This window comes from Streptomyces sp. NBC_01304 (assembly GCF_035975855.1).
Classification (GTDB): Bacteria; Actinomycetota; Actinomycetes; order Streptomycetales; family Streptomycetaceae; genus Streptomyces.
In genome coordinates, this window is the sequence record NZ_CP109055.1 from 4,802,802 (window position 1) to 4,824,712 (window position 21,911).

The window sequence follows — 21,911 nt, forward strand, 5'->3', positions numbered from 1 at the left end:
GGTTGCGACTACCAGCGGTAGTGCGCGAAGGCCTTGTTGGACTCGGCCATCTTGTGCGTGTCCTCGCGCTTCTTCACGGCAGCACCGAGGCCGTTGGAGGCGTCGAGCAGCTCGTTCGTCAGGCGCTCGGTCATGGTCTTCTCGCGGCGGGCGCGGGAGTAACCGACGAGCCAGCGCAGCGCGAGGGTGTTGGCGCGACCGGGCTTGACCTCGATCGGCACCTGGTACGTGGCGCCACCGACACGGCGGGACTTGACCTCGAGGGTCGGCTTGATGTTCTCAAGCGCGCGCTTCAGCGTGATGACCGGGTCGTTGCCGGACTTCTCGCGCAGGCCCTCCATGGCGCCGTACACGATGCGCTCGGCGGTGGAGCGCTTGCCGTTCAGCAGCACCTTGTTGATGAGCGAGGTCACCAGAGGAGAACCGTAGACCGGGTCGATGATGACCGGGCGCTTCGGGGCGGGGCCCTTACGAGGCATTTCTACTTCTCCTTCTTGGCGCCGTAGCGGCTGCGGGCCTGCTTGCGGTTCTTGACCGCCTGGGTGTCGAGCGCACCACGGATGATCTTGTAGCGAACACCCGGCAGGTCCTTCACACGACCGCCACGCACGAGCACGATGGAGTGCTCCTGCAGGTTGTGCCCCTCACCCGGGATGTACGCCGTGACCTCGATGCCGGAGGTCAGGCGCACACGCGCGACCTTCCGGAGCGCCGAGTTCGGCTTCTTCGGGGTGGTGGTGAACACACGCGTGCAGACGCCGCGACGCTGAGGCGAAGCCTCGAGGGCCGGGGTCTTAGTCTTCTCGACCTTGTCCTGCCGGCCCTTCCGGACCAGCTGCTGGATCGTAGGCACTACTTCTCCGGTTTCTGTGTGCCGTATAAAGCTAACCTGGAACACATCGCCGACCCACGCGGTCGGGTGTGTCGAATACTGCAGACTCCCGCCGTAGGGCGAGGAGGGGCGCAGATTGCGGTGCGGCCTTTTCGAGGAACTCACCGCGCGGACTATGGGCACGCACGGGAGCCCAGGCACACCCCAGGCACAAGGTCAGAGCGTACCTACCGTATTGGCTGCGGTCAAAACAAATGCACACGCGCAGGACACACCTGCTCGCAACATATGTCACAGGGCGGCCACCCCGCGAGGGGTGACCGCCCTGTGAGCGACCCTGACGCCCCCAAATGGGGCGTTCTACGCCTTACTGGTTGTACGGACCGTAGTCGTAGTCCTCCAGCGGCACAGCCTGGCCGGAGCCAGTGCCGAACGGCGAGTAGTCGATGTCGTCGTAGCCGACGGCCGAGTACATCGCGGCCTTGGCCTCTTCGGTCGGCTCCACCCGGATGTTGCGGTAGCGGGACAGGCCCGTACCGGCCGGGATGAGCTTACCGATGATGACGTTCTCCTTGAGGCCGATCAGGGAGTCGGACTTGGCGTTGATCGCCGCGTCCGTCAGAACCCTGGTCGTCTCCTGGAAGGACGCCGCCGACAGCCACGACTCGGTGGCGAGCGAGGCCTTGGTGATACCCATCAGCTGCGGACGGCCGGAGGCCGGGTGGCCGCCTTCCTGGACCACACGACGGTTCTCGGTCTCGAACTTCGAGCGCTCGACGAGCTCGCCCGGCAGCAGCTCCGCGTCGCCGGACTCGATGATCGTCACGCGGCGCAGCATCTGCCGGATGATGATCTCGATGTGCTTGTCGTGGATCGACACGCCCTGGCTGTTGTAGACCTTCTGGACTTCGCCGACCAGGTGGACCTGGACCGCACGCTGACCGAGGATCCGCAGCACGTCGTGCGGGTTGGTGGCACCCACGGTGAGCTTCTGGCCCACCTCGACGTGGTCGCCCTCGGCCACCTGGACACGGGCGCGCTTCGAGATCGGGAACGGAGTCTCGTCGCTGCCGTCGTCCGGGACGATGACGATCTTCTTGGTCTTCTCGGTCTCCTCGATGCGGACACGGCCCGCAGCCTCGGAGATCGGGGCGACACCCTTCGGCGTACGAGCCTCGAAGAGCTCGACGACACGGGGCAGACCCTGGGTGATGTCGTCACCGGCCACACCACCGGTGTGGAAGGTACGCATCGTCAGCTGGGTACCGGGCTCACCGATGGACTGGGCGGCGATGATGCCGACCGCCTCACCGATGTCGACCAGCTTGCCGGTGGCCAGCGAGCGGCCGTAGCAGAAGGCACAGGTGCCGACCGCCGACTCACAGGTCAGGACCGAGCGGGTCTTGACCTCCTCGACGCCATTGGCGACCAGGGCGTCGATGAGCACGTCACCGAGGTCGACGTTGGCCGGCGCGATGACCTTGCCGTCGATGACGACGTCCTCGGCCAGCATGCGGGCGTACACCGAGGTCTCGACGTCCTCCGTCTTGCGGAGCACGCCGTCCTCGCCCTTGACGGCGATCTTCAGCTTGAGGCCGCGGTCGGTGCCACAGTCCTCTTCGCGGATGATGACGTCCTGCGAGACGTCCACCAGACGACGGGTCAGGTAACCCGAGTCGGCGGTACGCAGGGCGGTGTCCGCCAGACCCTTACGGGCACCGTGCGTGGAGATGAAGTACTCCAGCACGGACAGGCCCTCACGGAACGACGCCTTAATCGGACGAGGAATCGTCTCATTCTTGGCGTTGGACACCAGACCACGCATACCGGCGATCTGACGCATCTGCATCATGTTTCCGCGAGCACCCGAGTTCACCATCATGTAGATGGGGTTGGTCTTCGGGAAGTTCGCGTTCATCGCCTCGGCGACCTCGTTGGTCGCGCGGGTCCAGATGGTGATGAGCTCGTTCGTGCGCTCGTCCTTGGTGATCAGACCGCGCTCGTACTGCTTCTGGACCTTCTCGTCCTGGGCCTCGTAGCCCTGGACGATGGCCTTCTTGGCCTCCGGGACGACGATGTCCGAAACGGCGACGGTGACGCCGGAACGGGTGGCCCAGAAGAAGCCGGCCGCCTTCAGGTTGTCGAGCGTCGCCGCCACGATGACCTTGGGGTAGCGCTCGGCCAGGTCGTTGACGATCTCGGAGAGCTGCTTCTTGCCCACCGAGTAGTCGACGAACGGGTAGTCCTCGGGCAGCAGCTCGTTGAAGAGCGCGCGGCCCAGAGTCGTACGCAGACGGAACGTGTCCCCCTGCTGCCACTCGGGCTCGCCCTCTTCCTGAGCCGGCGGGGTCCAACCGCGGGGCGGGATGGTGCCCACCGGGAAGCGGATGTCGACCTTCGCCTGGATCGAGAGCTCGCGGTTGTCGAAGGCCATGACGGCCTCGGCGGTGGAGCCGAAGGACCGGCCCTCACCGATGACCTTGATCTCTTCCTCATCGGTGGTGAGGAAGAAGAGGCCGAGCACCATGTCCTGGGTGGGCATGGTGACCGGACGGCCGTCGGCCGGCTTCAGGATGTTGTTCGAGGACAGCATCAGGATGCGGGCCTCGGCCTGCGCCTCCGCGGAGAGCGGCAGGTGCACGGCCATCTGGTCACCGTCGAAGTCCGCGTTGAACGCGGTGCAGACGAGCGGGTGGATCTGGATGGCCTTGCCCTCGACCAGCTGCGGCTCGAAGGCCTGGATGCCGAGGCGGTGCAGCGTGGGCGCACGGTTCAGCAGAACCGGGTGCTCAGCGATGACCTCTTCCAGGACGTCGTACACGACCGTGCGGCCGCGCTCGACCATGCGCTTGGCCGACTTGATGTTCTGCGCGTGGTTGAGGTCAACCAGACGCTTCATCACGAACGGCTTGAAGAGCTCCAGCGCCATGGCCTTGGGAAGACCACACTGGTGCAGCTTCAGCTGCGGGCCGACGACGATCACGGAACGCGCGGAGTAGTCCACACGCTTACCGAGAAGGTTCTGACGGAAACGACCCTGCTTGCCCTTCAGCATGTCGCTGAGGGACTTGAGCGGGCGGTTACCGGGACCGGTGACCGGGCGACCACGACGACCGTTGTCGAAGAGGGCGTCCACGGCCTCCTGGAGCATGCGCTTCTCGTTGTTCACGATGATCTCGGGAGCACCGAGGTCGAGAAGCCGCTTCAGGCGGTTGTTGCGGTTGATCACGCGGCGGTACAGGTCGTTCAGGTCGGAGGTCGCGAAGCGGCCACCGTCCAGCTGCACCATCGGACGCAGGTCCGGCGGGATGACCGGCACGCAGTCGAGCACCATGCCCTTGGGCTTGTTGCTGGTCTGCAGGAACGCGGAGACGACCTTGAGGCGCTTGAGCGCACGGGTCTTCTTCTGGCCCTTGCCGGTACGGATGATCTCGCGAAGCCGCTCGGCCTCTTCATCCAGGTCGAAGGACTCCAGGCGCTTCTGCAGAGCGGCAGCACCCATGCAGCCGTCGAAGTACGTGCCGAAACGGTCACGCAGCTCGCGGTAGAGCAGCTCGTCGCCCTCCAGGTCCTGGACCTTGAGGTTCTTGAAGCGCGCCCAGACCTCGTCGAGACGGTCGATCTCGCGCTGCGCACGGTCACGCAGCTGCTTCATCTCACGCTCGGCACCTTCGCGCACCTTGCGGCGCACGTCGGCCTTGGCGCCCTCGGCCTCGAGCTCGGCCAGGTCGGTCTCGAGCTTCTTGGCGCGGGTCTCGAGGTCGGCGTCACGGCGCTGCTCGACCTGCTGACGCTCGACGGAGACGTGAGCCTCCAGCGAGGGCAGGTCGCGCGTGCGGCGCTCCTCGTCCACGAAGGTGATCATGTACGCGGCGAAGTAGATGACCTTTTCCAGGTCCTTCGGCGCGAGGTCGAGCAGGTAACCGAGGCGCGAAGGCACGCCCTTGAAGTACCAGATGTGCGTGACAGGGGCGGCCAGCTCAATGTGGCCCATCCGCTCACGACGCACCTTGGCGCGAGTGACCTCGACGCCGCAGCGCTCACAGATGATGCCCTTGAAGCGGACACGCTTGTACTTACCGCAGTAGCACTCCCAGTCCCGGGTCGGACCGAAGATCTTCTCGCAGAAGAGTCCGTCCTTTTCGGGCTTGAGGGTGCGGTAGTTGATGGTCTCCGGCTTCTTGACCTCGCCGTGCGACCAGGTTCGGATGTCGTCCGCGGTGGCAAGGCCGATCCGCAGCTCGTCGAAGAAGTTGACGTCGAGCACTGTGCGTCAATCCCTCTTTCGGGGTCGAGTCTCAATCATGGTCTGAACGGTCCCGGGGATGACGGGGGGCTCTTGAGCGAGCCCCCCGCCAGGCCCGTCAGACCTCTTCGACGCTGCTCGGCTCGCGCCGGGACAGGTCGATACCGAGCTCCTCCGCCGCGCGGAAGACGTCCTCGTCGGTGTCGCGCATCTCGATGGACATGCCGTCCGAGGACAGCACCTCCACGTTGAGGCAGAGCGACTGCATTTCCTTGATGAGCACCTTGAAGGACTCGGGAATGCCCGGCTCAGGGATGTTCTCGCCCTTGACGATGGCCTCGTAGACCTTCACGCGGCCGGTCACGTCGTCGGACTTGATGGTCAGCAGCTCCTGGAGGGCGTAGGCGGCGCCGTATGCCTCGAGCGCCCACACCTCCATCTCACCGAAGCGCTGGCCACCGAACTGCGCCTTACCACCCAGCGGCTGCTGGGTGATCATCGAGTACGGACCGGTCGAGCGAGCGTGCAGCTTGTCGTCGACCAGGTGGTGCAGCTTCAGGATGTACATGTAGCCGACCGAGATCGGCTCCGGGAACGGCTCACCCGAGCGACCGTCGAACATCCGCGCCTTGCCGGACGGGAGCACCATGCGCTCGCCGTCGCGGTTCGGAATGGTGTGCTCGAAGAGACCGGAGATCTCGTCCTCGCGGGCACCGTCGAAGACCGGGGTCGCGACGTTGGAGCCCGCGGGCACCTCGTCGGCGCCGATGGCCTGCAGACGCTGCATCCACTCCTCGGCACCCTGCACGTTCCAGCCCTGGCTGGCGAGCCAGCCGAGGTGGATCTCGAGGACCTGTCCCGGGTTCATTCGGGACGGGACACCGAGCGGGTTGAGGATGATGTCGACCGGGGTGCCGTCCTCGAGGAACGGCATGTCCTCGATCGGGTTGATCTTGGAGATGACACCCTTGTTGCCGTGACGGCCGGCGAGCTTGTCACCATCCGTGATCTTGCGCTTCTGCGCCACGTAGACACGAACCAGCTGGTTCACGCCCGGCGGCAGCTCGTCGCCCTCTTCACGGTCGAAGACGCGTACGCCGATGACCTTGCCGATCTCACCGTGCGGCACCTTCAGCGAGGTGTCGCGCACCTCGCGCGCCTTCTCACCGAAGATCGCGCGGAGCAGACGCTCCTCCGGGGTCAGCTCGGTCTCACCCTTGGGCGTGACCTTGCCGACCAGGATGTCGCCGGCGACGACCTCGGCACCGATACGGATGATGCCGCGCTCGTCGAGGTCCGAGAGGACCTCCTCGGAGACGTTCGGGATGTCCCGGGTGATCTCCTCCGGGCCGAGCTTGGTGTCACGGGCGTCGACCTCGTGCTCCTCGATGTGAATCGAGGAGAGGACGTCGTCCTGCACGAGGCGCTGCGACAGGATGATCGCGTCCTCGTAGTTGTGACCCTCCCACGGCATGAACGCCACGAGCAGGTTCTTGCCCAGCGCCATCTCGCCCTCGTCGGTCGAGGGGCCGTCGGCGAGGACCTGGCCCTCGATGACGCGCGCGCCCTCGTCGACGACGACCTTCTGGTTGAAGGACGTGCCCTGGTTCGAGCGGGAGAACTTGGCGACGCGGTACGTGGTGTACGTGCCGTCGTCGTTGGCCACCGTCACGTAGTCGGCGGAGACCTCCTGGACGACACCGTCCTTCTCGGCCTTGATGACGTCACCGGCGTCGACCGCACAGCGGTACTCCATGCCGGTACCGACCAGCGGGGCCTCCGCCTTAATCAGCGGCACGGCCTGGCGCATCATGTTCGAGCCCATGAGCGCGCGGTTGGCGTCGTCGTGCTCGAGGAACGGGATCATCGCGGTCGCGACCGACACCATCTGGCGCGGCGAGACGTCCATGTAGTCGACGTCGTCACCGGGGATGTAGTCGACCTCGCCGCCACGACGGCGGACGAGGACACGGGCCTCGGCGAAGCGCAGGTCCTCCGTCAGCGGCGCGTTGGCCTGCGCGATGACGAATCGGTCCTCTTCGTCGGCCGTCAGGTAGTCGACGTCGTCGGTGACGACACCCTCGATGACCTTGCGGTACGGGGTCTCGACAAAGCCGAAGGCGTTGACGCGGCCGTACGAAGCCAGCGAACCGATCAGACCGATGTTCGGGCCTTCAGGCGTCTCAATCGGGCACATACGGCCGTAGTGAGACGGGTGCACGTCTCGGACCTCGAAGCCGGCCCGCTCACGGGACAGACCACCGGGGCCGAGTGCGGACAGACGACGCTTGTGGGTCAGACCCGACAGCGGGTTCGTCTGGTCCATGAACTGCGACAGCTGGCTGGTGCCGAAGAACTCCTTGATGGAGGCGACGACCGGCCGGATGTTGATCAGGGTCTGCGGCGTGATCGCCTCGACGTCCTGGGTGGTCATGCGCTCACGCACGACGCGCTCCATACGAGCCAGACCCGTGCGGACCTGGTTCTGGATGAGCTCGCCGACGTTACGCAGACGACGGTTGCCGAAGTGGTCGATGTCGTCGGTCTCGACGACGATCGAGGCACCGCTGTCGCCGACCGTCTCGGTCTCACCGGCGTGCAGCTTCACCAGGTACTTGATCGTCGAGATGATGTCCTCGACGGTCAGGATGCCGGCGTCGAGCGGCGCGTCCGCAGCGAGCTTCTTGTTCACCTTGTAGCGGCCGACCTTCGCGAGGTCGTAGCGCTTCGGGTTGAAGTAGAGGTTCTCGAGCAGCGTCTGCGCAGCCTCACGCGTCGGCGGCTCGCCCGGACGCAGCTTGCGGTAGATGTCGAGCAGCGCGTCGTCCTGGCCCTGGGTGTGGTCCTTCTCCAGGGTGGCGCGCATCGACTCGTACTCGCCGAACTCCTCGAGGATCTGCTCGGTCGTCCAACCGAGAGCCTTGAGCAGAACGGTCACGGACTGCTTGCGCTTGCGGTCGATGCGGACACCGACCATGTCGCGCTTGTCGATCTCCATCTCCAGCCAGGCACCCCGGGACGGGATGACCTTGGCGGAGAAGATGTCCTTGTCGGACGTCTTGTCGATGGAAGAGTCGAAGTAGACACCCGGCGAGCGGACCAGCTGCGAAACAACGACACGCTCGGTGCCGTTGATGCAGAAGGTGCCCTTGTTCGTCATGAGCGGGAAGTCGCCCATGAAGACCGTCTGGGACTTGATCTCGCCGGTCTCGTTGTTGGTGAACTCGGCGGTGACGAAGAGCGGGGCGGCGTACGTGAAGTCGCGCTCCTTGCACTCGTCGATGGAGTTCTTCGGAGGCTCGAAACGGTGGTCGCGGAAAGTCAGCGACATCGACCCGGAGAAGTCCTCGATCGGAGAGATCTCCTCGAAGATCTCCTCCAGACCTGACTTGGTGGGGACGTCCTGACCGGACTCAAGAGCGGCCTCGACCCGACTCTGCCAGGCGGTGTTCCCGAGCAGCCAGTCAAAGCTCTCGGTCTGCAGCGCGAGCAGGTTGGGAACCTCGAGGGGCTCCTTGATCTTTGCAAAGGAGATGCGCAGCGGGGCGGTGCTGGCGCCGTTGTTCGTATTGGCAGTCGAGGCGTTGCGCGAGGCGGCCAAGAGGGGGTCCTTCCGAGGGCTCGGACTCACTACGCGCGTACCGGTCCCATATTTTGAGCGCATTGATGCGAAATCCCAGGTCAGGGAGGTTCAATCAACGGTGCTCAAGCATGGGCATGCCCCTGGTGACGGGCAGGAGGCAGCTAACAGGCAGCGCAAAGGGTCAGTGTAGCCACTCGGCCCACTGATGTCCAGAGCGGGTTTTCGAGCAACCCACGAACACCTCGGAATCCTGCTGTTGTGGCCCCTCGGCAGACCCCTCGCCGAGTGGGCGCATATCCACACTGCCCTCTTCGTCGCCGATCCATGCCTCGGATTCGGATCGTTGTGGCGACGCGTCCTGAGAATTGCGCGCTGCGTGCGGTTCGTCAAGGCCCCCCAGCCCAAACCAACTGCTGCGATCGCCGCCGTGCCACGCCCCGGAGGGCCCCGTCCAGGCGGCCCCAGGCACAACGAAGATCACCATACTCGGCCCTGCCGACATCGCAAGGCAGCCGTCACGGGAACGCCGAAGGGCGACCACCCATATGGGTGATCGCCCTTCAGTGTGTGCGCGTTACAGCCCGAGAGCCGTTCCACGCGAAAGAGTCAGCAGACTCGCAAGGTCACTTGACCTCGACGGAGGCACCGGCAGCCTTGAGGGCCTCGGCGGCCTTCTCGGCGGCGGCCTTGTCGACCTTCTCGACGACCGGCTTCGGGGTGCCGTCGACGAGGTCCTTGGCCTCCTTCAGACCCAGGGAGGTCAGCTCACGCACGACCTTGATGACCTGGATCTTCTTCTCGCCGGCGCCGGTGAGGATGACGTCGAACTCGTCCTGCTCGGCAGCAGCCTCGGCCGGGGCGCCAGCGGCGGCGGGGCCGGCAACGGCGACCGCAGCGGCGGCGGTGACGTCGAACTTCTCCTCGAAGGCCTTCACGAACTCGGAGAGCTCGATGAGGGTCATCTCTTCGAACTGGGCGAGCAGGTCGTCCTGGCTGAGCTTCGCCATGATGGCGGTCCTTCCACTAATTCGGCTGGTGCCGGAGTTACATGTGTGGCGGGCGTACATTCAGGCCCGCTTCGACCTGTTGCCCTAGTGGGCGCAGGTCATGACGCGAGCCGAATTACTCGGCACCGCCCTGCTCGGCCTTCTTGGCACGAAGCGCGTCCGCGGTGCGGACGAACTTCGAGGGCAGCGCCTGGAAGAGCTGAGCAGCCTGAGACTGCTTGCCCTTGAAGGCACCGGCCAGCTTGCTGAGCAGAACCTCGCGGGACTCGAGGTCCGCAAGCTTCTTGATCTCGTCGGCGGACAGCGCCTTGCCATCAAGGACACCGCCCTTGATGACGAGGTTGGGGTTGTCCTTGGCGAAGTCACGAAGACCCTTCGCCGACACCACCGGGTCACCGGTGATGAAGGCAACCGCCGTCGGACCACTGAAGTGGTCGTCCAGCGTGGTGATCCCGGCCTCGTGGGCCGCGATCTTGGTCAGCGTGTTCTTCACCACGGCGTACTGGGCGTTCTCACCGAGAGAACGACGCAGCGTCTTGAGCTGCGCAACGGTGAGACCCCGGTACTCGGTCAGCACGGCGGCGTTCGAGCTACGGAACTGCTCCGTGAGCTCGGCCACCGCTGCAGCCTTGTCGGGCGTTGCCATGAGCGTCAGCCCTCCTTCCGGGTGATGATCCTCGACTGACCTTCCGATCAGCCGCGTTCGCCGGACCGCCTGAATCAGGCACATGAAGAAGGGTTAACTCTGTACAAAACGAAACGCCCCGGCACAGGTGCACGGGGCGTGAGCTCGACCGGATCAGATCCGGGAGCACTTCCACAGTCACCTGCACGGGTCGTCCGCAGTTCAGCGGATCCTTCGGCCGCCGCACTCTCACGAGGAGCGTGCGGCAACGACCAGCGGTCTTTGGCTTCTGTGGAAGTGTACGTGAACAGATCCTGATCGACCAAATCGCCTCTGATCGGGCCCTGACCTGCGGCTCGTCAGGCCTGCGGCTGCTTGTTCAGCAGCTCGCTGAAGTCGATCGTGTCGCCGGCCGCCGGCTTCTCCGCGGAGACCTCGACGCCGTAGTCGCTGTAGTAGACCGTCTGGGAGAACTCCCCGGTCTTCATCTTGGCCTCTTCGATCTTCTTCACCAGCAGGTTGTCGCCGTCGACCCAGATGTCAATCTTCTCCGTGGTCATCCCCGCCTGCTTGAGCTGCTTGCGGAGCGCCTCCACCTCTTCCTCGTCCAGCTCCGCGGTCTTCGCGGAGATGTCCGCCACGTCGACGGTGCCCGAGTAGTGCGTGGTGGCGACTCCGCGGACCTTCTCCTCGCCGACGCGCTTCACGTCACCTGAGGCGAGGAGCATCTTCACCGACTGGTTCGGGGTGGTCTTCTGCATCTGGTCCTTGAGCACGCCACCTGCGGCGCCGCCCGTCTCGGCCAGCTTGTCGTAGTCGTACGCGATCCAGTGCTTGCCGCCGGACTGCTGCGCGAACTTGTCGCCCATGTTCGCGTAGAAGCCGTTGGGCAGGTACCGGTACTCGATCGACGTGTTGCCCACCTGCGCCATCTGGTCGGCCAGCGCGCCGTCGGTGAAGGTGACGGTCATCGGACCGGTGATCCCGTCCGACCAGTCGAGGCTGCCCTTCATCTCCATGGAGCCCTGGGCACCCATGGAGGTCGTGCCCTCGATCTTGGCCGAATTCGCGCTGTCGGTCTTGGTGTTGATGGTCCGCAGGGCCGCGAGCGGGCTCAGGCCACCGCCGCCCTCGCCGGAGGTGTCCCCGTCGCTCTTGCCGGAACCGGAGGCGCCACCACAGGCCGCGACGCCGGTCAGGGCGGCCACCGCCGCCAGCGAGGCGCATGCACGTCGCAGGGTCCTGCTGCTCATCTGTCCCACCCCTTGAGGATTTCCAATGGGCCAAGCACCGTATCGCGGAGCTCGGACACCACATGGATCGTCGTAAGAACAGGGACGGGCCCCGCACCTCGAAAGGTTGCGGGGCCCGTGTGCAGATCGCGTAACCGCGACTGCCGTCAGGATCAGACGGCGGCCGGGTCCTCCTCGACGAGGAGGTTGCGGGTGCGGTTCGAGTCGAGCGGAATGCCGGGGCCCATCGTGGTGGTGAGCGAGGCCTTCTTGATGTAGCGACCCTTGGCCGCGGACGGCTTGAGGCGGAGGATCTCGTCGAGCGCCGCACCGTAGTTCTCCACCAGCTTGGTGTCGTCGAAGGACACCTTGCCGATGATGAAGTGCAGGTTCGAGTGCTTGTCGACGCGGAACTCGATCTTGCCGCCCTTGATCTCGTTGACCGCCTTGACGACGTCGGGCGTCACGGTGCCGGTCTTCGGGTTGGGCATGAGACCACGCGGGCCGAGGACGCGGCCGAGGCGGCCGACCTTGCCCATGAGGTCCGGGGTGGCGACGACGGCGTCGAACTCGTTGAGGCGGTTGCCCGCCGCGATCTCGGCGATCAGTTCGTCGGAGCCGACGATGTCGGCGCCGGCGGCTTCCGCGGCCGCAGCACGGTCACCGGTCGCGAAGACCAGGACCCGGGCGGTCTTGCCGGTGCCGTGCGGGAGGTTCACGGTGCCACGGACCATCTGGTCGGCCTTGCGCGGGTCAACACCCAGGCGGAAGGCGACCTCGACGGTGCCGTCGAACTTGGTCGCGGAGGTCTCCTTGGCGAGACGGACGGCCTCGAGCGGGGCGTAGAGCTTGTCCCGGTCGATCTTGGCGTCGCCAGCGCGGAGAGTCTTGCTGCGCTTCACTGCTACTCCTGGAGTTTCAGGGATGGAGTTGTGGTGCGGACCAGCGCGTGGTCCTTCCACAGAGGTCAAACGGGGGTTGCGGTCAGCCCTCGACCGTGATGCCCATGGAACGGGCGGTGCCCGCGATGATCTTGGACGCGGCGTCCAGGTCGTTCGCGTTGAGGTCGGCCATCTTGGTGGTGGCGATCTCGCGAACCTGCGCGTCGGTGATCTTGGCGACCTTGGTCTTGTGGGGCTCGCCGGAGCCCTTCTCGACACCCGCGGCCTTGAGGATCATCTTCGCGGCCGGCGGCGTCTTGGTGATGAAGGTGAAGGAACGGTCTTCGTAGACCGTGATCTCCACCGGGATCACCCAGCCACGCTGCGACTCGGTCGCGGCGTTGTAGGCCTTGCAGAACTCCATGATGTTGACGCCGTGCTGGCCGAGCGCGGGGCCGACCGGCGGAGCCGGGTTCGCCGCACCGGCGTTGATCTGGAGCTTGATAAGCCCCGTGACCTTCTTCTTCTTGGGAGGCATTGCTCTCTCCGGGTCCTAGTGAGAGTGAACCGCCTACATCCAGTCATCCGGATGGAGGCATACCGCACAACGATAACGGGTATCCATGCGCGGCCAAAAACCGAGCAGGTCAGAGCAGCTGCGAGAGCCGTTCTGACCTGGTCGGAGGCTTGTGTTCCAGAGCGTTCTGAAGATGCTCAGTTCTTCTGGATCTGGTCGAAACTGAGCTCGACCGGGGTCTCGCGGCCGAAGATCTCGACGAGGCCCTTGACCTTCTTCGAGTCGGCGTTGATCTCGTTGATCGTGGCCTGCAGCGTCGCGAACGGGCCGTCGGTGACGGTGACCGAGTCGCCGACCTCGAAGTCCAGGACCTGGACCTCGACCTTGCGCTGCGGGACGGGCTTGCCCTCGGCCTCGGCGGCCTCGCGGGCGGCCTTCTCCTCGGCCTCCGGGGCGAGCATCTTGACGATCTCGTCCAGGGTCAGCGGGTACGGGTCGTAGGCGTTGCCCACGAAGCCGGTGACGCCGGGGGTGTTACGGACGACGCCCCAGGACTCGTTCGTCAGATCCATGCGCACCAGGACGTAGCCGGGGAGCTTGTTCTGCTTGATGGTCTTGCGGTCGCCGTTCTTGATCTGGACGACCTCTTCCTGCGGCACCTCGGCCTGGAAGATGAAGTCCTCGACGTTCAGCGAGACGGCGCGCTGCTCGAGGTTGGTCTTCACGCGGTTCTCGTAACCGGCGTACGTGTGGATGACGTACCACTCGCCGGGGAGAGTGCGGAGCTCTTCGCGCAGGGCGGCGATCGGGTCGACCGGCTCAGCGGGCTCGGCGGCCTCTTCGGCAGCCTTGTCCTCGTCCTCGGACGCCTCGAGAGCGACCTCGGTGTCCTCGGTGTCGATCTCGTCGTCAGCCTCGGCGGCCTCGTCCTCGACGTGCATGGCAGCCTCTTCGGCGCCTTCGCCCGCGGCGGCGTCGGCAGCCTCGGCCTGGTCCGGGTCCTCGGCGTCCGCCGCCTCGACGATGTCGAGCTGGTCCTCCACGGACTCCGCCGACTCGATGGCGTCGTTCAGGTTCGGGTCAGACACGGTGGCTGCTTCTTCCTGGATACATATGGGTAGAACGCGCGAAAGGGGCGCCGGGGACGGCGCCCTTCGCTCGGCGCACGGCGTCTAGCCGAATACGCCCTTGACGGCCTGCGAGAAGCCATAGTCAATCACGGTCACCAAGGCGATCATGATGACGACAAAGACAATCACCACTGTGGTGTACGTGGTGAGTTGGTTGCGAGTCGGCCAGACGACCTTGCGGAGTTCCGCAACGATCTGTCGGTAGAAGAGCGCGAGACGGCCCAGGGGGCCCTTCTTGCCGCGCTTCCCGCCCTTGCGGGTCTTCTTCTTCGACTCGGTCGCCTCGTCCGGGGCATCAGGCGTGTCAATCGAGCCCACGGCGTCCGTCACTCGTTCTCACCTGATTCCGGGTCGTGGCCGTGCCGCGCCCGGTTTGAGCCGCACGGCGATTGCATTGCAGTACGTACACATGCGCACACATCCTGGCGAAAGGTGTGTGTAGCAGGGCCGGAGGGACTTGAACCCCCAACCGCTGGTTTTGGAGACCAGTGCTCTACCAATTGAGCTACGACCCTTTGGTTTTCCCCCAACGTACCGCATCCGCCCAAGTGCACGGAGTGTGCGTGGAAGGTGCGGCCGGTGAAGGCCAACGAGGGATGAGTGTACGTGGTCCGCGCCCCGGCGTCGAACAGAATGGGATCCACCCGTCCGGGAAACCCGTGTGCCCGGGGTGTTTCCGGTCTGGAACGATGGAGCGCATGAGCGCTGCTACTCCACCTACCGAACGCCGGGTCTCCGCACGCATCGGCGCAATCTCCGAGTCCGCCACCCTCGCCGTCGACGCCAAGGCCAAGGCCCTCAAGGCCGCCGGGGCTCCGGTGATCGGGTTCGGCGCGGGCGAGCCGGACTTCCCGACTCCCGACTACATCGTCGAGGCCGCGATCGAGGCCTGCAAGAACCCGACGTACCACCGCTACACGCCGGCCGGCGGTCTCCCCGCACTCAAGGCCGCGATCGCCGCGAAGACGCTGCGCGACTCCGGCTACGAGGTCGAGGCCGCCAACGTCCTGGTCACCAACGGTGGCAAGCAGGCGATCTACGAGGCCTTCGCCACGATCCTGGATCCGGGCGACGAGGTCATCGTGCCGACCCCGTACTGGACGACGTACCCCGAATCCATCCAGCTCGCGGGCGGTGTCCCGGTCTTCGTGACCGCGGACGAGACGACCGGCTACCGGGTGTCCGTGGAGCAGCTCGAGGCTGCTCTCACGGAGAACACCAAGGTGCTGCTCTTCGTCTCCCCCTCCAACCCGACCGGCGCCGTCTACACGCGCGAGCAGGTCGAGGAGATCGGCCGCTGGGCCGCCGCGAAGGGCCTGTGGGTCCTCACCGACGAGATCTACGAGCACCTCGTCTACGGCGACGCGGAGTTCACCTCGCTGCCGGTGGTCGTGCCCGAGCTGCGCGACAAGTGCATCATCGTGAACGGCGTCGCGAAGACGTACGCGATGACCGGCTGGCGCGTGGGCTGGGTCATCGGCCCCAAGGACGTCATCAAGGCCGCGACCAACCTGCAGTCGCACGCCACGTCCAACGTCAGCAATGTGGCGCAGGCCGCGGCGATCGCCGCCGTCTCCGGTGACCTCACCGCGGTCGCCGAGATGCGCGAGGCCTTCGACCGGCGTCGGCAGACGATCGTGAAGATGCTCAACGCCATCGAGGGCGTCGTCTGCCCCGTTCCCGAGGGCGCCTTCTACGCGTACCCGTCGGTGAAGGGCCTGCTCGGCAAGGAGATCCGGGGCAAGCGCCCGCAGACCTCCGTCGAGCTGGCCGCGCTGATCCTGGACGAGGTCGAGGTCGCCGTGGTGCCGGGCGAGGCCTTCGGTACGCCGGGCTACCTGCGTCTTTCGTACGCCCTTGGTGACGAGCCGCTGGTCGAAGGGGTCACGCGGATCCAGGAGCTGCTCGCCGAGGCCAAGGCCTGAGCAGGGACTGAGCAGGACTGAAATCGCGCTCCACGCGCGTGTGCGGGCCATCCGGGAGGCATCCCGGTTGGCCCGCTTGTTCGTTCGGGCAAGTACTCCTTGGAGGAAAGCCGCTTCCGGGACGACGTATGCGTACGGCAGGATCTTGGGATGGAGCGTGTACGGGACGTACGAGACCTGCCGAAGGCCCATCTGCATCTGCACTTCACCGGGTCGATGCGGCCCACGACCCTGCTGGAACTCGCCGACAAGTACGGCGTTCATCTGCCCGAGGCGCTGACCGGCGGGGAGCCGCCGAAGCTGCGGGCGACCGATGAGCGCGGGTGGTTCCGGTTCCAGCGGCTGTACGACATGGCGCGGTCCTGCCTGCGGGCGCCCGAGGACATCCAGCGGCTGGTCAGGGAGGCTGCCGAGGAGGATCTGCGGGACGGGTCCGGGTGGCTGGAGATCCAGGTCGATCCGACGTCGTACGCGCCCAGGCTGGGCGGGCTGATTCCGGCGCTCGAGATCATCCTCGATGCCGTGGACACCGCTCAGCGGGAGACCGGGCTGGGAATGCGGGTGCTTGTCGCCGCGAACCGGATGAAGCATCCGCTGGACGCGCGGACGCTGGCGCGGCTCGCGGTGCGGTACGCGGATCGGGGCATCGTCGGCTTCGGGCTCTCCAACGACGAACGACGGGGTCTGGCGAGGGACTTCGACCGGGCCTTCGCGATCGCGCGCGAGGGCGGGCTGCTCGCGGCGCCGCACGGCGGGGAGCTGACCGGGCCGGCCTCGGTGCGGGACTGCATGGACGATCTGCACGCGGCACGGATCGGGCACGGCGTGCGCGCCGCGGAGGATCCGCGGCTGCTGCGGAAGCTGGCCGAGCGGGGCGTCACCTGCGAGGTGTGCCCTGCCTCCAACGTGGCGCTCGGGGTGTACGAGAAGCCCGAGGACGTGCCGCTGCGGACCTTGTGGGACGCCGGGGTGCCGATGGCGCTCGGGGCCGACGACCCGCTGTTGTTCGGGTCCCGCCTTGCCGCTCAGTACGAGATCGCGCGCAGGTACCACGGGTTCTCGGACACCGAACTGGCCGAGCTGGCGCGGCAGTCGGTGCGCGGGTCGGCGGCGCCGGAGGACGTCAAGGCGAAGCTGCTGTCCGGGGTCGACGACTGGCTGGGCGGCCCGGAAGCCTGAAGTGGTGGAAGGGCGGATAGGCCCGGAAGCCGATGTCCAGTTCGTTGTGATGCCGCCGGTATTCAGGGGCCAGCTGGGGGCTGAGTGAGGCCGCCAGCGCGTCGTGGCCCTCGGCGACCCGCTTGTGACGAGGGCCGAATCCGGCGGCGTACTCGAACTGTGTGGACGCGGAGGCGAAGACGTCGCGGCTGCCGAAGAGGAACAGGGTGCGCGCGTGAGTGGCCGGGCGCAGCCAGTCCCGGGCGTCTTGGCGCGCGCTGCGGGCCTCCCAGGCGGCCGCGTGGGCGGCGGTGCGCTGTTCGTTCGTACGGACGGTCAGCGGGGCGCCCTGGCGCAGTGTGCGGCGCAGGCCGGGCCAGGCGGAGGGGCGCAGGCCCAGGGTGTGGTGGGCGAGGACAAGGTCGACCGGGCTGTCGGGGAAGAACTCCCTCGGCGGGCCCTCGCGCAGCGGGATGTGCACGATCGTGTGCCGGGAGAACGCGGCGAACGAGAACAGGGCCGCGAGCCTGGACAGGCCGTCGTGGTCGCCCTGGAGGTAGCCCCACCAGGAGCGCAGCGGGTCGTTGAGGGTCGTGTGGCGCAGTGGGTGGCGGGGCTGGATGATCCGGTACGTGTGCGGGCCGGTGCGCGGCCTGAACTCGTGGGCCTTCAGCTGCATTTGGGCATCCGGTCAGGTGATGTCATGGCGTCCAGGGTGCGCGGGGCAAGGGTCTGCCCGCAACGTCATTTCCGTGTCGCGATCCCGGCGAGCAGGGTCCTGACCAGGGACGCCGCGAACTCGTCGACGGGGGGTGGCGGGAAGGGACCTGCGGCGTCATAGGCGAAGGCGCGCTGGGCACAGGCGCCGAGCAGCAGGGAGGCCGCCGCGAAGGTGTCGGTGTCGGGGCTGATGCGGCTGGCGTCCCGCTCCATGCGCAGATAGATGTCGAGGCCCCGGATCGGCATGTGCGGGCCGGTACCCATCTCCCGCATGGCCGCTTCGTGGCGGCTCTTGAGCTGGGTTTCCGCGTACAAGGAGGCGGCGATCGGGAAGCTCTGTTCGTAGAAGAGCGCCGCCTCCCGGGCGATCTCGACGAGGTTCTCCTCGACCGTGCGGTTACCGGCGTCCGGATCGTGTGCGAGGCCTTGGAGCAGCGGAGTCAGCTTGGGCAGCCGCTCCATCAGGACGGTGACGAAGAGCTCTTCCTTGCTCACGAAGTGCTTGTAGAGCGCCGCCTCCGAGCAGCCTGCCTCCTTGGCGATGACCTTCGTGGTGGCGCGGGCCAGGCCGACGCTCAGCATCAAGTGGTGGGCTGCGTCGAGGATCCGGGTCCTGGCCGGTTTCTGCATGTGTGCTCCAAGCAACCTTGACGAGTGGGTGAGCGTTTACTCACTCTAGTGGTGAGTGAATACTCACCCACCATGGAGGTGCGCAATGAGGATCACAGTTTTCGGCGCTACAGGAGGCATCGGCCAGGAGGTCGTCCGGCAGGCACTGCAGGCGGGCCACCAGGTCACGGCGGTGGTACGGGACCCCGCACGGTTCACCGTCACGGGCGAGGGGCTCGAGGTGTTCCGGGCCGATCTGTCGGACCCGGAGGCACTGCGGCCTGCGGTGGCCGGGCAGGACGCGGTGCTCTCGGGGCTCGGGGCGCGCAAGGTGCAGGACGCGCGGGAGGGAATCGCGGCTCGCCTGACCCTGCCGGTGCTGCGGGCGATGGACGCGGAGGGGGTGCGCCGGCTCCTCGTGGTGAGCGCCGCCCCGCTGGCCGCCCCTGGGGCGCAACGCGAGCCGCTCGTCGACCGGTTGATGACGGCGGTGGTCAGCAGGGTGCTCAAGCCGGTCTACGTCGACCTGAGGGCGATGGAGGACGACCTGGCCCGCAGCGCGACGGACTGGACCTCCGTGCGGCCGCCGAAGCTGGTGGACAAGCCGCTCACGGGCACGTACCGCACGGAGATCGGCCGCAATCCGCGCAGCGCGCGGACGATCGGACGGGCCGATGTGGCGCACGCGATGCTGGCGATGATCGACGATCCGGCGACCGTGAAGCAGGCCGTCGGCGTCGCGTACTGAAGACCGCGTGCGCCGACAGCCTCACGTGCTGACAGCCGCCTGCTCTGACAGCCGCCTGGCGACGGCGCCTAGAGCTCGACGCCCACCGTCACGGGCTCGTTGACCAGCGTGACCCCGAAGGCCTCGTGGACGCCCGCGACCACCTCTCGGGCCAGCGCGAGGAGGTCCTCGGTGGTGGCAGCGCCGCGGTTGGTGAGGGCGAGGGTGTGCTTGGTGGAGATGCGGGCGGGGCCGGCGCCGTACCCCTTGGTGAAGCCGGCCTTGTCGATCAGCCAGGCCGCGGAGGTCTTGGTCAGCCCCTCCCCCGCCGGATAGGCGGGCGGGGTGACGTCCGGGCCGAGACGCTCGTGCACGCGCGCGTGGAAGGCGGCGAACTCGTCTTCGGTGAGCATCGGGTTGGTGAAGAACGACCCGGCCGACCAGGTGTCGTGGTCCTCGGGATCGAGGACCATCCCCTTGCCGGAGCGCAGCTTCAGCACGGTCTCGCGGGCCTTTTGCAGGGGCACCCGGTCGCCCGCCCCGACGCCGAGGGCGCGGGCCGTCTCCAGGTACTTCAGGGGGGCACTCAGGCCGCCTGCGTCCTCCAGTTGGAAGCGGACGCGCAGGACCACATAGCGGTCGGGATCGGCCTTGAAGCGGCTGTGGCGGTACGAGAAGGCGCACTCGGCGTTCGGAATCGTGACCGTCTCGGCGGTCTTCCGGTCGTACGCGATCACTTCGGCGATCGTCGAGGAGACTTCCTGGCCGTACGCGCCCACGTTCTGGATCGGTGTCGCACCGGCCGAGCCGGGGATGCCGGCCAGGCACTCGATGCCCGCGAGCCCGGCCTCGACCGTGCGCGCGACGGCGTCGGTCCAGACCTCGCCGGCCGCCAACTCCAGCCGCGTACCTTCGAGTTCGAAACCGGTCGTGGCGATGCGCAGGGCCGTACCGGCGAAGCCCTTGTCGCCGATGACCAGGTTGCTGCCGCCACCGATGACCAGGAGCGGAGTGCCCGCGGCGTCGGCCTCGCGGACGGCGGCGACCACCTCCGCGTCGGTCTCCGCGGTGATCAGGCGGTCGGCGGGGCCGCCGAGCCGGAAGGTGGTCAGCGGGGCGAGGGGGGCTTCGTGGAGTTCCTGCACGCGCTCAAGGGTACGGTCCGTGGCCCCTCCCGCTCGGAGGGGCCACGGACCGCCTGCGTACGACACCTGGGTGCGCCCGGCTCAGACGGCCGCGGGCACCTGGTCACCGGCGGGCTCGGCGGACGCCGTCACGGAGGGTTCGGGGGTCTCCGTGGCCTTGCTGCGGCGCGGGATCAGCGCGGCCACCAGGGCGGCCAGGGCGACGGCTCCCGCGCCTATCCACAGGGCGGGCACGGTGCCGTCGCTGAAGGCCTGCGGCGACTCGAAGCCGCCGTTGGCCGAGAAGACCGAGGCAAGCACCGCGACGCCGAGGGCTCCGCCGACCTCGCGCAGCGCGCTGTTGGCGCCGGACGCGATCCCCTGCTCGGCGGGCCGGACGCTGCCCATGACCAGGTGTGCGGCCGGGGCGAAGTACAGCGCCATGCCGACGCCGCCGATGACGAGGGCCGGCAGCTGGGCCGCGTACGACACATCCGGAGAGAGGACGAGTGCGAACCAGCCGAGGCCCACGGCCTGGAGCGCGAGGCCCGTGATGACCACCGGGCGGCCGCCGATCCGGTCCGCCAGGTATCCGGCGACGGGTGCGACGAGCAACGGCATGCCGGTCCACGGGAGCATCCTGAGGCCCGCCTCGGTCGGCGAGTAGCCGAGCCCGCGCTGCAGGAACTGACCGAGCAGGAAGATCGAGCCGAACATCCCGAGGAACATCAGCAGGCTCGCGATGTTGATCCCGAAGAAGGCACGGCTGCGGAAGAGGCGCATGGGCAGGACGGGCTGCTTGCTGCGGAAGCCGTGGTGGATGAAACCGCCCACCAGCGCGCTGCCCACGATCAGGCCGGTGAGGACCCGGGCACTTGTCCAGCCGTGCACGTTGGCGCTGACCAGGGCGTAGACGATGCCGAAGAGGCCGCCGCTGATGAGGAGCGTGCCGCGCACGTCGAGGCGGGCGCCCGGGGCGTACGACTCCTTGAGGCGCAGGCGGGCGAGGGGCAGCAGGGCCAGGCCGACCGGGACGTTGACCCAGAAGATCCACTCCCACGCGATGTGCTCGGTCAGGCTGCCGCCGATGAGCGGGCCACTGGCCACGGCGAGCCCGGTGACCGCGCTGAAGATGCCGAGTGCCATGCCGCGCTTGGCGGGCGGGACGGCCGCGGTGAGCAGGGTGAGGGTCAGCGGCATCATGATCGCGGCGCCGACGCCCTGGACCGCGCGGGCGGCGATCAGTTCATCAATGCCGGGCGCGAGCGCGGCGGCGGCAGAGGCTCCGGTGAAGATCGTCAGGCCGGTGAGGAAGAGCTTGCGCCGGCCGAACCTGTCCCCCAGTGCGGCGCCGAACATCAGCAGGACGGCGAAGGTCAGGGTGTAGGCGTTCACCGTCCACTCGAGGTCTTCCAGGCCGCCGCCTATGTCCTTGCCGATGGACGGCAGGGCGGTGGTGACGACCAGGTTGTCGAGCGCCGCCATGAAGCCGGCGACACTCGTGATGGCAAGGGCCCAGCCGGCTCCCCCGCCGCGTGCGGTCTGCTGTGACATTGCTTCCCCTTGAGATTAGTTATTGGTCACTAACTTCTGCG

Annotated in this window: 18 protein-coding genes and 1 tRNA gene; 3 read left to right on the forward strand and 16 right to left on the reverse strand. The window is 67.0% G+C overall.

Annotated elements, in window-relative coordinates; translation table 11 throughout:
* Nucleotides 1–8 precede the first annotated feature (8 nt).
* From rpsG to OG430_RS21085, 12 genes are all read right to left on the reverse strand, one after another.
* Nucleotides 9–479 (reverse strand): 30S ribosomal protein S7, encoded by a 471-nt coding sequence (rpsG, locus tag OG430_RS21030; RefSeq protein WP_119286186.1) that lies wholly within the window; start codon nucleotides 477–479, stop codon nucleotides 9–11.
* Nucleotides 480–481: 2 nt separating this feature from the next.
* Nucleotides 482–853, reverse strand: a complete 372-nt coding sequence (rpsL, locus tag OG430_RS21035) for a 30S ribosomal protein S12 (protein WP_007265893.1) — start codon at nucleotides 851–853, stop codon at nucleotides 482–484.
* Between the two features lie 346 nt (nucleotides 854–1,199).
* A complete protein-coding gene (locus OG430_RS21040; protein WP_327354095.1) occupies nucleotides 1,200–5,099 on the reverse strand; it encodes a DNA-directed RNA polymerase subunit beta' in 3,900 nt (1,299 codons plus the stop codon).
* A 97-nt stretch (nucleotides 5,100–5,196) separates the two neighbouring features.
* Nucleotides 5,197–8,679, reverse strand: coding sequence for a DNA-directed RNA polymerase subunit beta (gene rpoB / locus OG430_RS21045; RefSeq protein ID WP_327354096.1), 3,483 nt, complete (start codon nucleotides 8,677–8,679; stop codon nucleotides 5,197–5,199).
* A 605-nt stretch (nucleotides 8,680–9,284) separates the two neighbouring features.
* On the reverse strand, nucleotides 9,285–9,668 hold the full coding sequence (rplL, locus tag OG430_RS21050) for a 50S ribosomal protein L7/L12 (RefSeq protein WP_327354097.1): 384 nt from the start codon (nucleotides 9,666–9,668) through the stop codon (nucleotides 9,285–9,287).
* Between the two features lie 115 nt (nucleotides 9,669–9,783).
* Nucleotides 9,784–10,314 carry a 50S ribosomal protein L10 gene (gene rplJ, locus OG430_RS21055; protein WP_327354098.1) on the reverse strand — a complete coding sequence of 177 codons (531 nt, stop codon included), beginning with the start codon at nucleotides 10,312–10,314 and terminating at the stop codon, nucleotides 9,784–9,786.
* A gap of 338 nt (nucleotides 10,315–10,652) precedes the next feature.
* Complete coding sequence (locus tag OG430_RS21060; protein ID WP_327354099.1) at nucleotides 10,653–11,546, reverse strand: hypothetical protein; 894 nt, start codon at nucleotides 11,544–11,546, stop codon at nucleotides 10,653–10,655.
* A gap of 152 nt (nucleotides 11,547–11,698) precedes the next feature.
* Nucleotides 11,699–12,427 carry a 50S ribosomal protein L1 gene (gene rplA, locus OG430_RS21065; protein ID WP_327354100.1) on the reverse strand — a complete coding sequence of 243 codons (729 nt, stop codon included), beginning with the start codon at nucleotides 12,425–12,427 and terminating at the stop codon, nucleotides 11,699–11,701.
* 82 nt (nucleotides 12,428–12,509) lie between these two features.
* The gene (gene rplK / locus OG430_RS21070; protein ID WP_327354101.1) at nucleotides 12,510–12,944 is read right to left on the reverse strand and encodes a 50S ribosomal protein L11; all 435 of its coding nucleotides are present in this window, start codon (nucleotides 12,942–12,944) and stop codon (nucleotides 12,510–12,512) included.
* A gap of 176 nt (nucleotides 12,945–13,120) precedes the next feature.
* The gene (gene nusG, locus OG430_RS21075; RefSeq protein WP_327354102.1) at nucleotides 13,121–14,011 is read right to left on the reverse strand and encodes a transcription termination/antitermination protein NusG; all 891 of its coding nucleotides are present in this window, start codon (nucleotides 14,009–14,011) and stop codon (nucleotides 13,121–13,123) included.
* 84 nt (nucleotides 14,012–14,095) lie between these two features.
* Entirely contained in the window at nucleotides 14,096–14,383 is a 288-nt protein-coding gene (secE, locus tag OG430_RS21080) for a preprotein translocase subunit SecE (RefSeq protein ID WP_327354103.1), read from the reverse strand.
* 112 nt (nucleotides 14,384–14,495) lie between these two features.
* Nucleotides 14,496–14,568 (reverse strand) — tRNA-Trp (locus OG430_RS21085).
* A gap of 183 nt (nucleotides 14,569–14,751) precedes the next feature.
* On the opposite strand from OG430_RS21085, the gene OG430_RS21090 reads away from it, so the two are divergent.
* Together OG430_RS21090 and OG430_RS21095 are read left to right on the forward strand one after the other, a co-directional pair.
* Nucleotides 14,752–15,978 (forward strand): pyridoxal phosphate-dependent aminotransferase, encoded by a 1,227-nt coding sequence (locus tag OG430_RS21090; protein WP_327354104.1) that lies wholly within the window; start codon nucleotides 14,752–14,754, stop codon nucleotides 15,976–15,978.
* A 150-nt stretch (nucleotides 15,979–16,128) separates the two neighbouring features.
* Nucleotides 16,129–17,157 carry an adenosine deaminase gene (locus tag OG430_RS21095; RefSeq protein WP_327354105.1) on the forward strand — a complete coding sequence of 343 codons (1,029 nt, stop codon included), beginning with the start codon at nucleotides 16,129–16,131 and terminating at the stop codon, nucleotides 17,155–17,157.
* Here the strand turns inward: OG430_RS21095 and OG430_RS21100 are convergent.
* A complete protein-coding gene (locus tag OG430_RS21100) occupies nucleotides 17,102–17,815 on the reverse strand; it encodes a hypothetical protein (RefSeq protein WP_327354106.1) in 714 nt (237 codons plus the stop codon). The two genes, OG430_RS21095 and OG430_RS21100, sit on opposite strands and share 56 nt — an antisense overlap.
* A 65-nt stretch (nucleotides 17,816–17,880) precedes the next feature.
* Nucleotides 17,881–18,486, reverse strand: a complete 606-nt coding sequence (locus OG430_RS21105; RefSeq protein WP_327354107.1) for a TetR/AcrR family transcriptional regulator — start codon at nucleotides 18,484–18,486, stop codon at nucleotides 17,881–17,883.
* A gap of 85 nt (nucleotides 18,487–18,571) precedes the next feature.
* Here OG430_RS21105 and OG430_RS21110 point away from each other — a divergent pair, with 85 nt between their 5' ends.
* Entirely contained in the window at nucleotides 18,572–19,213 is a 642-nt protein-coding gene (locus OG430_RS21110; RefSeq protein ID WP_327354108.1) for an NAD(P)-dependent oxidoreductase, read from the forward strand.
* A gap of 68 nt (nucleotides 19,214–19,281) precedes the next feature.
* On the opposite strand, the gene OG430_RS21115 is transcribed toward OG430_RS21110, so the two are convergent.
* Both OG430_RS21115 and OG430_RS21120 read right to left on the reverse strand, forming a co-directional pair.
* A complete protein-coding gene (locus tag OG430_RS21115) occupies nucleotides 19,282–20,403 on the reverse strand; it encodes a UDP-N-acetylmuramate dehydrogenase (RefSeq protein WP_327354109.1) in 1,122 nt (373 codons plus the stop codon).
* Between the two features lie 15 nt (nucleotides 20,404–20,418).
* Nucleotides 20,419–21,870: an MFS transporter gene (locus tag OG430_RS21120; protein ID WP_327354110.1), complete on the reverse strand. Its 1,452-nt coding sequence runs from the start codon at nucleotides 21,868–21,870 to the stop codon at nucleotides 20,419–20,421.
* Between the last annotated feature and the right edge of the window lie 41 nt (nucleotides 21,871–21,911).

What these genes read in the sequence shown, in the direction of transcription:
- rplK (WP_327354101.1), bottom strand. Translation starts at nt 12,944, where the DNA reads ATGCCTCCCAAGAAGAAGAAGGTCACGGGGCTTATCAAGCTCCAGATC.
- OG430_RS21110 (WP_327354108.1), top strand. Translation starts at nt 18,572, where the DNA reads ATGAGGATCACAGTTTTCGGCGCTACAGGAGGCATCGGCCAGGAGGTC.
- OG430_RS21105 (WP_327354107.1), bottom strand. Translation starts at nt 18,486, where the DNA reads ATGCAGAAACCGGCCAGGACCCGGATCCTCGACGCAGCCCACCACTTG.
- OG430_RS21060 (WP_327354099.1), bottom strand. Translation starts at nt 11,546, where the DNA reads ATGAGCAGCAGGACCCTGCGACGTGCATGCGCCTCGCTGGCGGCGGTG.
- OG430_RS21120 (WP_327354110.1), bottom strand. Translation starts at nt 21,870, where the DNA reads ATGTCACAGCAGACCGCACGCGGCGGGGGAGCCGGCTGGGCCCTTGCC.
- rplL (WP_327354097.1), bottom strand. Translation starts at nt 9,668, where the DNA reads ATGGCGAAGCTCAGCCAGGACGACCTGCTCGCCCAGTTCGAAGAGATG.
- rpsG (WP_119286186.1), bottom strand. Translation starts at nt 479, where the DNA reads ATGCCTCGTAAGGGCCCCGCCCCGAAGCGCCCGGTCATCATCGACCCG.
- OG430_RS21095 (WP_327354105.1), top strand. Translation starts at nt 16,129, where the DNA reads ATGGAGCGTGTACGGGACGTACGAGACCTGCCGAAGGCCCATCTGCAT.
- rplJ (WP_327354098.1), bottom strand. Translation starts at nt 10,314, where the DNA reads ATGGCAACGCCCGACAAGGCTGCAGCGGTGGCCGAGCTCACGGAGCAG.
- OG430_RS21090 (WP_327354104.1), top strand. Translation starts at nt 14,752, where the DNA reads ATGAGCGCTGCTACTCCACCTACCGAACGCCGGGTCTCCGCACGCATC.
- OG430_RS21100 (WP_327354106.1), bottom strand. Translation starts at nt 17,815, where the DNA reads ATGCAGCTGAAGGCCCACGAGTTCAGGCCGCGCACCGGCCCGCACACG.